Here is a 12,886-nt window from a genome sequence, read left to right as displayed (position 1 = left end):
CCTCCTTAATATATTTCCCTCATGCTCTTTTCCATTTTTAAGTTAATAGCCGTTATGATCATGACAATGGCAAAAAGCAGATAAGCAATGGCACAGGCATATCCCAGCTTAAAATACTGGAATGCATTCTGATACAGATAATGGACCAGTACGGAGGAGGACCTTCCCGGCCCGCCGGAGGTCATGAGCATGACCTGGTCAAATACCTGGAACGAATTGATGATGGCCATAATGAATACGAAAAATGTGGTGGGTTTCAGCATGGGGATGGTGATATATCGGAACCGCTGCAGCTTGCTGGCTCCGTCAAGCTCCGCCGCTTCATAATAGGTGGCGGATATCCCCTGCAGCCCGGATAAAAACAGGATCATATCATAGCCAAGCCGCTTCCATATTCCCACCGCTGCAATGGATGCCAGGGAGGTTGAAGCACTGGTGAGCCATTTCCCCTTTGGCAGCCCCAAAAGAGACAGGCCGAAATTGAGAAGGCCGAATTCCGGGTTGTAGATCCACTGCCACACAATGGATATGACAACCATGGAAGTGATGGAAGGCAGAAAAAATGCCGCCCGGTAAAAACGTTTTAATTTGATCTCCTGGTCCAGGGCCACCGCCAGAAGCAGGGAAAGGCACATCCCAACCGGCACGGTCAGGGCCGTATACAGAATGGTGTTGCCCGTAACCTGCCACACGATGGGATCGTGTATCATTTCAGTGTAATTCCCCAACCCTATAAATTTAGGCTTTGTCAGCATGTCATATTTGGTAAAGCTCAATACAAAGGTTGCAACAACCGGTACCAGCATGAACATAAAAAATCCCAATATATTGGGCAGGAGCATGATCCATGCCCACTTCCCATCATTCATGAGCTTGCCGGGGGGTTTTTTGTGAACAGCAGCTGCTTTCATTGATCCGCCTCCTTCATGGTTTCAACGGTAACGCCAAAGCAGCTAAGTGCCCTGGCGTTATGGAACCGATTATTCCAATGCTTCTTTAATCGCTTCATTTGATCTCTTTTCGATGTTTTTCAATGTGGTGTCAATATCCTGGGCGTCGGTAAAATACAGCTTTGTTTCTTCCGTTATGATATCGCTGCATTTGGAGGAGTACTGAAGGGCCGCAGGATCCACCACCGCCTCCTTAAAATAATCCAGCATGTTCTTATAATCATCCCCGTGAACATCTTTGTTGTACCATTTCTCCAGCATGTCAGGCTCATACATGGACTTGCGGTTTGGCATCCAAAGCCCTGAATTAACCAAGGAGCCCTGATAATCAAGGCCGGAAAGGAACTTGACAAATTCCCATGCCTGATCCGGATACTTTGTATTGGCGGAAATGCTGTGAAGATGGGCCTGGCCTGTGGTCAATACCTTCCCATAGGATGGAAGAGGCGCCATTCCAATGTTCATACCAGAAGCTGCCAGCTCCTGCAATGCCCAGGAGCCGTCGATCAGCATGGCGACTTTTCCGGTTTCCAGCATCTGTGCGGCGGTCATTCCCACGTTTTCCAGGGTCGTGGCATCGGGAGCTGATCCATCCACCCGGATGGCCTTAATGGTCTCCAGCACCTTTTTCACCTCAGGGGAATTCATGGCGCTGGTCTTAAAGTCAGAGGAATAGATGGCGCCGTTGTTGGAAATGATCTGGGCGGCAAGGGTATTTGCCACGGTTTCCAGTCCATAGCAGCCATAGATCTCATCCGTTTTCAGCTTCCTGGAAACCTCCCGGAATTCCTCGATGGTCCAGCTTTTTGAAGGATCTGAGCTGGGATACTCCAGGCCTGCTTTATCAAATACATCTTTGTTATAATAAAGGATAGGCGATACAGTACAGGAGGATATCCCATAGACTTTCCCGTCAATGCTCATGATGGTTTTGGAAGAATCGATAAAATCATCCAAAGGAAAATCCTTGCTGAATTTGTCGGTTAATTCAAGAAGCGCACCCTTTGATACGAACTGCCTGTATGCATTGGACATCATGAACATGACATCAGGCATGGAATTGGAGGCCGCGGAAGCCAGGAGCTTTGCGTTATACTCATTCCCCGCAAGCCCGGGAGTATAGTTGACCTTAATATTGGGATGCTCTTTTTCAAAAATGGCAATCCCCTGTTCAACAGCAGCTGTCTCCAGAGGGCTTGCTTCCCAGCCCATGAAATTCAAGGTGATGACTTCTTCCTTTCCCTCTGTTTTTCCTCCCGCTGCTGTGGATTTATCTGTGGAAGTTCCGGAATCCCCGCCGGAAACCTGACCGCTGCCGCCACAGCCGGCAATTGATGCCGTTGTCATAAAGATGGCGGAACAAACTGCAAATACTTTTCTTAATTTCATAGTAACCTCCTCCTGATTATCCCATTTCCCAGATTTTAAAACCGGACTGCTATCGATATTTTTGTAATATCTTGTAAAAAAATGGGACTTTAACACGACATTATTGACTTATTATAGTCATAATGCTATATTTAACTAAGTTGTGGCGTTTAAATTCAACAATATGTACATACGTTATGGCTATATCATAATATACATGATTTCATCTTACAACTCCCCATTCTATATAAAAGGTGGTCAAATCCCAGATGATCTATTTAGTAAGCAATGTGAAATTTTCTATCCACTATTTATCCAGCGGAAATCTGACAAATAACTTCAACTTTGTCCATCCGGACAGAAAGCTGGATTCCCATGTACTCATCATTGTACGGAAAGGCACCCTGCACATCACCCAGGGAAATGCAAACCATGACATCGGACCAGACCAGTTCATCATCCTCTTTGCCGGACAGCGCCATTTCGGCTACAAGCCCAGTGAAGAGCCATTGTCCTATTACTGGACCCATTTTACTATCCCGGATCCTGATTACAAATACTACAGCCCTTCCAGCTTAAAGAGGAACTTGGAAATCTGGAACGCCGGTCCTGTCCAGACTCCTTTTACCATGACCAATTACATCCTCCCGGAATACGGGACCCTGCCAAACGACAACCGGTCTTCTCTCTTTTTTGTCCAGCTTCTTGATACTGCAAAAAGGGAAAATTATGCGGCCACCTACCGCTGCCATTACATTTTAAGCGCTCTTTTGCTGGAGCTGGGCACGGAGGCGCTGTTCATCCCTGATTTGACCAGGCATAATATTCCCACCTCAATGGTCAATATCATTGAATGGATCAGGCTGAATTACAACCAGCCCTTAACCGTGCAGAGCTTATCCCAGATGTTCGGCTACAACCCCACTTACCTTTCCGGCTTATTTAAAAAATACACCGGTTACCCCTTAAGCAATTACATCAACCGGACAAGGATCGCCGTTTCAAAAAACCTCCTTACCAACGACATCAGCTTAAAGGTCCGGACCATAGGAAAATTATGCGGGTTTCAGGATGAAAAACTGTTTATGAAGGTATTTAAAAAAACAGAAGGGATCACCCCATCCCAATACAGGGATGCCTTTTCCCGGAAACACATGAACAAATAAGGGAGCTGATCCTGTTTATGGATGGATGAAAAAGCAGCCCGGCTGAAATAGCCGGGCTGCTTCATGAATTCTTTCTCAATATTACATCCATTCTTTATAACGGCGTTTATACACCTCTTTAAGAAACTGCACGCCTGCAAGATAACCGATCAGGATCAGAGCCAGCCAGGGCACGAACCGTGCCGGTAAGTAGTGCATATCAAAGCCAACGGAAAGATCAGTAAATCCAATGACCAGTGCAATGACCGCAACGATAAATGTGGACAAAAACAAGGGCATTGAGGACATGCTTTGTACAAAGGGCAGCTTTTCGGTACGGATCAGATGAATGACCAGTACCTGGGATAAGGTTCCGAAGACGAACCAGCCGCATTGAAACAACGGGGACAGCTCCACTTTGTTGGCGCCGATGGCCCACCACATCACTGCAAAGCATAAAATATCAAAAACAGAACTTAAGGGACCGAAAAAAGCCATAAAGGTTTTGATGGACTTTGTTTCCCACTTATGAGGCTTTTTTAAGTATTCCTTATCCACATCATCAAAGGGAATGCCTATCTGGGAAAAATCACACAGCAGGTTCTGGGTCAATATCTGTACCGGCAGCATGGGCAGAAACGGAAGGAATACACTGGAAACAATGACGGAAATCATATTTCCGAAATTTCCGCTCGCCGCCATCTTAATGTATTTAATGATATTTCCAAAGGTGCGGCGTCCTTCTATGACTCCTTCCTCTAAAACCATTAAATCCTTTTCCAGAAGAATGATGTCAGCAGTTTCCTTGGCAATGTCCACGGCGCTGTCAATGGAGATCCCCACATCAGCCTGGTGCAGGGGCGGAGCATCGTTGATGCCGTCTCCCATGTAGCCAACCGTATGGCCTGCGCTCTGAAAGGCTTTTACCACCCGCTCCTTCTGGGCCGGGGATAATTTGGCAAACAGATTGCAGACCGAAACCGCCTGTAACAGCTCCTTGTCATCCATCTGTTCCACATCCCGTCCCGTCAGCAAGCCGGAGGCATCTACTCCTACCTTGCTGCAGACCTTTGCCGCCACACCCTCGCTGTCTCCGGTGAGGACGACCGTTCTCACCCCATGTTCCCGAAGGGCGGAAATGGCAGCTCCTGCGCTCTCTTTCGGCGGATCCAGAAAGCCTACAAAACCGATTAACACCATATCCCGCTCATCATCTACGCTGAACACTCCCACTCCGGGAACTTCGTTCTTCTGGGCAACCGCAATCATGCGCAGGCCGTCGGCATTATACTTTTCATAGGTTGCCATGGCAATGCGCCGGCTCTCTTCATCCATGGGCAGAACCTTTCCGTTCATTTCCACAAAGGAGGAGATTTCCAGGATCTCTTCCACTGCCCCCTTTGTAATAAGCTGGAGCTTTCCGTTTTTATCAGTCAAAACAACGCTCATCCTGCGCCGTGTGAAATCAAAGGGGATCTCGTCAATCCGGCTGTAGGAGCTTAACACAGATTCCAGCCCGTTCTGTCCGGCACGGTTGATGATGGCCAGATCAATGAGGTTTTTAAGGCCGGTCTGAAAATAACTGTTTAAGTAAGCATGGCGCAGGATCCTGGCATCCTCATCCCCATTTAAGTCCATGTATCTTTCAAGAACCACCTTGTCTTCGGTCAAAGTCCCTGTCTTATCGGTGCAGAGCACATCCATTTCCCCAAAGGTCTGTATTGCTCCAAGAGTGCGGACGATCACCTTGTGTTTTGACATGGAAACAGCTCCCTTTGCAAGGGTGGAGGTCATGATCATTGGAAGCATTTCCGGAGTAAGGCCTACGGCAATGCTGATGGCAAATAGAAGCGCTCCCGCCCAGTCTCCTTTTGCAAAGCCGTTGATAAAAAATACCACAGGCACCATAACAAGCATCATTCTCACGAGAAGTCCGCTGACAGAATCCACTCCCCGCTCAAAGCTGGTTTTGGCCCTGTCTCCTGACAGGGATTGGGCCATGGAGCCGAAATAGGTGTTGTTTCCGGTTGCCAGGACCACTGCCGTAGCGCTTCCGCTTACCACGTTGGAACCCATAAAGCCGATATTTTGTAAATCCGTTAAAGCATCATCAGGCTGATTGTCCCCATGGGAGAATTTCTCCACAGGGGCGGACTCACCGGTTAAAGCCGCCTGAGCCAAAAAGGTATCTTTTGTGGTCAGGAAGCACACATCTGCCGGAAGCATATGTCCTGCGGAAAGCTTGACAATATCCCCCGGAACCACTTCATCCATGGGAAGCTCAGTCAGTTCCCCATCTCTCCATACATCCGCCTTGTTGGAAATCATCTCGGAAAGCTTTTCCGCAGCAGCGTTTGAACGCTGGCTCTGGACAAAGGCCACCATGCTTGATACCAGCACCAGAAAAATGATGATGGAAACGGTGAGATAATCAGGTCTTGAAGAAGAGATGACATCTGTGAAATAATTAACAGCAGCAATGATCAGTAAAATAATATTAAACGGATTGATGACCGCCTCTCTCAGCCTGTGAAGAGTGGTATTTTTATTTCCTGCCGTGATCACATTTGCCCCGAATTCTTCCTGTCTTTCCAGGGCATCCTTACCGGTAAGGCCGTCCTTTGATGCGGACAAGGAGGATAAAAGCTTTTCTTCTTCAAGAAACGCATAGGCTCTCAGCCTTTTTTCGGTATCAAGTCTGTTTTTTTGAATCTGCGTACCAATTGTTTTGTTTTTCATGAATTTCATTGGAATCATTCCTTTCTTTTTTAGGATTCCCCAATGAAGATATAAATAGCAATAAAAAAAGCCGTCCCAATAGACGGCGTTAAGAGCACAGGCTAAGAAAGCCCATCTGTATAATCAAACAATGGACAATCGCCCGCTTAAAGCGCCGGTATATTGGTTTATATTTTCATACTGGGGTTTGAAGCCGCATATGGGACTTCGAGGGCTGCCTTCCATTGTTTCACTTCCTTTACATTAATTTAAAATCACACACCCAGTGTATCCGATCGAGATGAAAATGTCAACCTTACTTAAAAATATCTGTGATTGTTCAGTTGTTTTAACTGGATTTTGCAGCATTTTCTGGTAATATTTGGATTATTTGCCGTATGGGAAACGTCATATAATGAATACATGATAAGCAAAGGAGTATTGTAAAATGCCGCGAAGAGGAGAAAATATATACAAACGAAAAGACGGGCGATGGGAAGGAAGAAGCTTAAAACAGGATGGAAAATACCGGTATTTCTATTCCAGAACCTATAGGGGCGTAAAGGAAAAAATGAAAAATTACCAGGAAATCCAGGAATCCGGCAAAAAGAAACCTTCCGGCAGTGAAAAGGACGCCTGCTGCCTGTTTGAAACCTGGCTGGAGGATGCCGCCCTTCGGGTAAAGCCCTCCACTTTTGAAAGCTATTACCGGTGTATAAATAAATACGTAATTCCATTTTTCAGGCAGGATAAGGATCAGAAAATTACGGAGGAATCTGTTCTTTGCTTTGTAAAAAACATGAGGGAGAATACAGAGCTGGCTGATTCCTCTAAGAAAAAGAATCTTACCATCTTTAAAATCGCATTAAAAGAGATTTTAAAAGGCTCACCGGAAAGCTTTTCCATCATCGAGCAGGTCAAGGTACCAAGACCGGAAGACAAAGAGGTCAAGGTCTTTTCCTTAAAGGAGCAGAGGCTCATAGAGCATGCGGTGCTGAATTCCGGGGACAGGCGTGCGGCAGGGATCATCCTGTGCTTTTATACGGGAATCAGGCTTGGAGAATTATGTTCCTTAAAATGGGGGGACATTGATATGGAAACCGGCACCCTGTTCATTGCCCGGACCGTATCCAGAATAAAGGATTTTGAAGATGAGGAAGGCAAAACAACCCTGTTGGTTGGTGCTCCAAAAAGCCGGAAGTCTTTAAGGAAAATCCCTCTTCCGGAATTCCTGTTAAAAATGTCGGAGGAACGGGGATTTTTCCGTGCAAATCCGGACCACTATATCCTTTCCGGCGGGACCTCCCCCTTTGATCCCCGCTGTTTTCAAAAGCTCTATAAGAAAATATTAAAGGAAGCCCATGTCCAGGACAGGAAATTCCATGCCATCCGCCATACCTTTGCCACCCGTGCCCTGGAAATGGGAGTGGATATAAAGACCATCAGTGAATTGTTGGGCCATTCCAGCGTGTCCATCACCCTTAATGTGTATTCTCACTCTCTTATGGAGCAAAAAAAAGCTGCCATTGAAAAATTCAATCATATGTATCACTTTAACATGGAAGCCTCTGCCATTCCCAGTCCTGTTACAGGGTTAAAGAAGGTTACATATTTCCTGTAAGTTAATCCGGCAGGATAATATAAATGTGGATTCCTTTTATAATTGGTTATTCCAGAAAAGCAGTATTGCATCTTATACTGCTTTTCATTTTCCCCTTTTTATAGTCATTGGATTATATCAGATTGAAGCGCCCATAAGCAAAAGAGAAAAGGTTTTATTTTTTTAGTTTGTTTACTTGACAATCTATTTTTATGTATGCTATGCTAACAATTGAGTTAGGGAAAACTAACCAGCTCGGTATTTTAAGAAAGGAGGCCTTTGGAGTGATATACAACATGGAAAACAGTCCAAGCCGGTATTATAAAATCATACATAATTATCAGGAGGCACAACTGCTTTTTGCGGCCATTCGCCTGAATGTTTTTTCCCATTTGGACACGCCGCAAACAGCGGAAACAATTGCAGCAGCGTTAGACTGCGATAAAAAGCAGATCCAGCTGCTGCTGCTGTCTCTGACTTCCTGCGGCTGGATTAGCAGGCAAGGAGATTTTTACATTAACACACCGGAAACAAAAGATTTTTTATCCCGAAGCAGCGAAGTGTTCTTGGGGGATGCTTTGCTTTTCCGTGAGAACATGACTTCCCTGGCGCAGTTGGAGCAAAAGGTGAAATCCGCAAATGCTCTGCCCAAACCGGCTTATGATTTTTCTGAGATGGCGAGGGTGTCTGTGCCTGAAATGTATGCCGGGCGCCTGCAATCGTTTTTAGGCCAGATGATGAAGCTATATCCAGATCCCCAACGCCCTCTGCACATTTTAGATTTAGGCGGCGGAACTGGCATCTTAGCCATTGAATTTACAAAACACTTTCCAAACAGCAGGGCAACAATTTTTGAAACTCCTGATGTGGCAGAGGTCACAAGGGATATTGTGCTCCGTCATCATGGGGAGCAGAGGGTAGATGTTATCTCCGGGGATTTTAATACGGATTCTTTGGGCGGCCCTTACGATGTGATCATCGCTTCCGGCATCCTGAACTTTGTAAGGGGTGATTTATCTGATTTCATTTGTAAATTGTCTGCAGCCTTAAAGGATGGAGGCTACTTATTGATCGTCGGTCAGTATGCGGACCATGAATACAATGCTCCGCCCAATATGCTCAGTTGGCTGTCGGGTCTGATGGACGGCGTGCCCCTCCCTCCCAGCAGCCAGGAGATTGCAAAGGCAGCCCAAAACGCAGGGCTTACAGCCACCGGCTGCATAGGTGATGACCGATATGAAGGGCAGTTCTACCGAAAGGGGAGTTTGGTGTCTGATACCTGTTCAGACGATGTCATTCGTTCCTTTATTGAGCTGACCGAGCAAATTGCCAATAGCAGAACCAATATTCTGGACTTCGGCAGTGAGGATATGACCTTCTACCGCGGAGAAATCCATATCATCAAAATGATTGGCGATTTTCCGGGTATCCACAGCGCTGAGCTTGCACGTAAATTTGGAATCACCCGGCCTGTTGTTCATAAGACTCTGCAAAAGCTGAACGAACGGGGTTTGATTGCCAAAGAGGATGACACAGAGGACAGAAAGCGCAGTTTGCTCCACCTGACAGAAAAGGGGCAGTTAGCCTACCGTAAGCATGAGAAGTACCATGAGGAAAACGACAAGGCGCTTTTTGATTTCCTTGCGGATATGCCTGGAGATAAATTGGAGGCAATTAATGGATTTCTGAATCATGCCATTGGTCTGATTCAAAACCATGCGTGACCGCATGGGGCACAGCGGAGACCGGAAAGAGGGGTGGGGATGTGGAGCAGACCGAATGGGTATGCTGTCCCGTATGCGGACAAAAAACAAGGATTCAGATTCGCAGTGATACGGTACTCATAAACTTCCCGCTATTCTGCCCGAAATGCAAACAGGAACGTTTAATTAATGTGAAAAACCGAAAAATTTTTATTGTTCAAAGGCCAGACGCTAAGACGCAGTGCTGATAAAACATCTCATTGTTTTATCGACTCTGCGTCTTTTTGTCTGTATCAGGAGGAGTTCAGACTTTGAATCAAGAATTGACATGGCGGATGATTGCAGGGGTTGGCAGGTACAACGGCCTTTTCCGCGCTCAACCCGCTGCTCTTTGAAATACAAAATCATGCATATAAGGAGAAGCTCTACATGAAAAACAAGTTTATTGCCGCTATTCTGGCGGCCAACCTTTGCCTGTCGTTAGCAGCTTGCGGACAGCCCCCTTCGCAAGGCGGCGAATCCAAGATACCTGAAGCATCTGCCACAACCCAGATGTCTGCAAGCACAGTCCCGGCGGAATCCAACGCACCCCGAAGGATCACCGACTTAGGCGGGAATGAGGTCACAATCCCTGCCCCCGCAGAAATTAAGAAAATTGTCATACTAAGCCCGCCGGTCATGTCCTTTGTGGTGAGCGCTATTCCGGACACCCAGATGATTGTGGGCATTAACTCCCGCTCCTTTTTGACTTCCAACCCTAAAGTCGTCGAAAAGGTATTCCCAAACTGGAAGTCTGTAGAATCGTCCTTTGTGGATGTAAATTTTGCCGTAAATACGGAGTCCCTTCTTGCGCTTGAGCCGGATGTCATCTTCTATTACGGAGATTTCCAAAAAAAAGGCATTGAGGGTCTTAATATTCCGGCAGTGGATTTTCTGATAAAGGGTGTCAACAGCCCTGAAAAAATGTCTGTTGCCTGGGATAAGCAAATCAGAGAAATTTTAGGTACAGATACTTCAGTGGGGATTCAGAAGGAATGGGACACCACCAACGCAAAGCTGGAAAACCTGCTGAAAAACGTGGGCGTTCAGAAAAAAAGAGGGCTTTGCATCAAGCTCAATCAGGCCGGCAGTATTATGGTCATGGGCTCGGATTCCTTTGACGGCTGGGCGCAGAGCTTTTTTGCCCTGAGCGGAATCGAAAATATTGCCGCATCTGTTGAGGGCACCGGCGAGGTCAGCATGGAACAGATTTATGAGTGGAACCCGGACTTTATCATGTGCTTTCAGGATGTTCCTGCAAGCTATATTCTGGAGAATTCCATTGAGGGGCAGGACTGGTCGCTTCTTACTGCGTGGAAGAATAAGCAAGTGTTTGATGTGCCGAGAACGACCTACGCCTGGGTGACTCCTTGTGCGGATTCTCCTCTCTTTCCTCTTTGGCTGGTTTCCAAAGCCTATCCTGAGCTTATGAGCAGAAGCGAGATCAGGGCAGAAATTAAGGAATACTACCGTCGTAATTACGGCGTTGGATTAACGGAGCAGGATCTTGACTCAATCCTGGACTATCGGGAAGCGACAGGGATATGAGAAAGGAGCATAACACAAATTACAGTAAAACCATGATCATCGGCGCTTTGCTGTTGACGGGCTCAGTCATCAGTGCAATATTGCTGGGAAAGTACAGCATCCGTCTGCCTGACCTTATGGCTATCCTATCCGCAAAGCTGCACGGAGGCATGGACAGCACGCTGGAGACCGCCGCCTTTGTGGTTTTTAACGTGCGGATTCCGAGAATCATTTTAGCTGCAATGGTCGGGGCCGGATTATCCATATCCGGCTCCGCCCTGCAAGGCACCTTTCAAAACCCACTGGTAAGCCCTGATTTACTGGGGGTCAGTTCCGGCGCAGGCTTTGGTGCGGCGCTTGGAATCCTGCTCACCGGCGGGCTGGGCTTGTTTACACCGGCACTCTCCCTTGCCCTGGGACTGACCAGCGTGCTCTTGGTGTTTTTTCTGTCCGGGTCAAGGAACGGCACTGGAACACTGTCCGTGGTTCTTGGCGGCATCATCGTGTCCTCCATTTTCTCGGCATTGATTTCCCTGATCAAGTATGTGGCTGATTCTTCTGAAACCCTCCCTGCCATCACCTTCTGGCAGATGGGCAGCTTTGCAAATGCAACCTACCGTGACATCGGAATCGCTTTTGTCCCCATTATGGGAGGGATCACAGGCTTATATCTGCTGCGCTGGAAAATCAACCTTCTCTCTCTTGGCGACGAGGACTGTTTTACCCTTGGAATCAATCCGAACACAACCCGCTGGCTGGTGATTTTATTCGCAACGGTGACAACGGCCGGCAGTGTGACCGTTTCCGGTGTAATTGGCTGGGTCGGGCTTGTTATTCCGCACATTTGCAGAAATCTGGTAGGGGTGAATCACGGGCATCTCCTGCCCGCTTCCTGCTTAACAGGAGCAATCTTTATGATTCTGGTGGATACCGCCGCAAGAAACTTAACCTCTGCGGAAATTCCCATCGGAATTCTGACCGCCCTCATCGGAGCGCCTTTTTTTGCAATCATCTATAACCGCAGCAGAAAGGAGGGGTGAACCAGTGGACAAATTACTGGAAGTACAGGGAGGGTGCTTCGCCTATACCCAGAATCAGCCGCTCCTGCAAAATATCACCTTCTCCTTAGAAGGCGGGCAGGTGATGGCCGTCATGGGCCGGAACGGCATTGGCAAAACAACGCTGCTAAAGTGCATTGTTGGCATCTTGAGCTGGAACAGCGGCTATTCCGCAATAAGCGGTAAGAGGAGCCGGAAAAACAAACCAATGAAGGAAATCGGCTATGTGCCGCAGGCCCACAAGGTTTCCTTCAACTACTCTGTAAGAGACATGGTGGTTTTTGGAAAGACAGGGCACAGTTCCTTCTTTGCCGCGCCGGGCAAAAACGACTATGCCTTAGCGGATCAGATGCTGGAAAGGGTAGGGATCCATGATCTGCGAAACCATCCCTGCAGCGAGCTGAGCGGCGGGCAGCTTCAACTGGTGTTCATCGCCCGCGCCCTTATCAACTCTCCTCAGCTTTTAGTGCTGGATGAGCCGGAATCACATTTGGATTTCCGCAATCAGATCCGTCTGCTCAAACTTATTCAGGCAGTGGCATCCGAAAAGAACATTGCCTGCATCATTAATACCCACTACCCAAATCATGCGCTCCGCATTGCGGACAAATGCTTTTTGCTGGGCGAGGAGGATTATATCACCGGCAATACAGAGCAGGTGATGACAGGCGCAAACATTCAGAAGTTTTTTGGTGTATATTCTCACTCTGTTGAGTTTTCATATAAGGGAAAGAAGGTCACCTGTTTCTCATTCCTGGATGAGGTATAAAGCAGCATG

Annotated in this window: 10 protein-coding genes; 7 read left to right on the top strand and 3 right to left on the bottom strand. The window is 47.2% G+C overall.

The window, feature by feature from the left end; all coding sequences use genetic code 11:
• Positions 1-5: 5 nt before the first annotated feature.
• Together K401_RS0112510 and K401_RS0112505 are read right to left on the bottom strand one after the other, a co-directional pair.
• Positions 6-911: a carbohydrate ABC transporter permease gene (locus tag K401_RS0112510; RefSeq protein WP_024293269.1), complete on the bottom strand. Its 906-nt coding sequence runs from the start codon at positions 909-911 to the stop codon at positions 6-8.
• A 69-nt stretch (positions 912-980) separates the two neighbouring features.
• The gene (locus tag K401_RS0112505) at positions 981-2,339 is read right to left on the bottom strand and encodes an ABC transporter substrate-binding protein (RefSeq protein ID WP_024293268.1); all 1,359 of its coding nucleotides are present in this window, start codon (positions 2,337-2,339) and stop codon (positions 981-983) included.
• A 248-nt stretch (positions 2,340-2,587) separates the two neighbouring features.
• Here K401_RS0112505 and K401_RS0112500 point away from each other — a divergent pair, with 248 nt between their 5' ends.
• On the top strand, positions 2,588-3,484 hold the full coding sequence (locus K401_RS0112500) for a helix-turn-helix transcriptional regulator (RefSeq protein ID WP_024293267.1): 897 nt from the start codon (positions 2,588-2,590) through the stop codon (positions 3,482-3,484).
• Between the two features lie 81 nt (positions 3,485-3,565).
• Here the strand turns inward: K401_RS0112500 and mgtA are convergent, their stop codons facing one another.
• Entirely contained in the window at positions 3,566-6,238 is a 2,673-nt protein-coding gene (gene mgtA, locus K401_RS0112495; protein ID WP_438830322.1) for a magnesium-translocating P-type ATPase, read from the bottom strand.
• A 391-nt stretch (positions 6,239-6,629) separates the two neighbouring features.
• Here mgtA and K401_RS0112490 point away from each other — a divergent pair, with 391 nt between their 5' ends.
• The 6 genes from K401_RS0112490 (at position 6,630) to K401_RS0112460 (ending at position 12,877) form a co-directional block, all read left to right on the top strand.
• Positions 6,630-7,802: a tyrosine-type recombinase/integrase gene (locus tag K401_RS0112490; protein ID WP_024293265.1), complete on the top strand. Its 1,173-nt coding sequence runs from the start codon at positions 6,630-6,632 to the stop codon at positions 7,800-7,802.
• Between the two features lie 263 nt (positions 7,803-8,065).
• A complete protein-coding gene (locus K401_RS32405) occupies positions 8,066-9,505 on the top strand; it encodes a methyltransferase (RefSeq protein ID WP_166435270.1) in 1,440 nt (479 codons plus the stop codon).
• Positions 9,506-9,546: 41 nt separating this feature from the next.
• Positions 9,547-9,732 carry a cysteine-rich KTR domain-containing protein gene (locus tag K401_RS32400; protein ID WP_084492864.1) on the top strand — a complete coding sequence of 62 codons (186 nt, stop codon included), beginning with the start codon at positions 9,547-9,549 and terminating at the stop codon, positions 9,730-9,732.
• A gap of 181 nt (positions 9,733-9,913) precedes the next feature.
• Positions 9,914-11,071, top strand: coding sequence for an ABC transporter substrate-binding protein (locus K401_RS0112470; RefSeq protein WP_024293264.1), 1,158 nt, complete (start codon positions 9,914-9,916; stop codon positions 11,069-11,071).
• On the top strand, positions 11,068-12,090 hold the full coding sequence (locus K401_RS0112465; RefSeq protein WP_024293263.1) for a FecCD family ABC transporter permease: 1,023 nt from the start codon (positions 11,068-11,070) through the stop codon (positions 12,088-12,090). Before K401_RS0112470 ends, K401_RS0112465 begins: the two co-directional genes overlap by 4 nt.
• A gap of 4 nt (positions 12,091-12,094) precedes the next feature.
• Entirely contained in the window at positions 12,095-12,877 is a 783-nt protein-coding gene (locus K401_RS0112460) for an ABC transporter ATP-binding protein (RefSeq protein ID WP_027352470.1), read from the top strand.
• Positions 12,878-12,886 lie beyond the last annotated feature (9 nt).

Source organism: Lacrimispora indolis DSM 755, from assembly GCF_000526995.1.
Lineage (GTDB): Bacteria > Bacillota > Clostridia > Lachnospirales > Lachnospiraceae > Lacrimispora > Lacrimispora indolis.
This window is presented reverse-complemented; position numbering and strand designations above follow the sequence as displayed.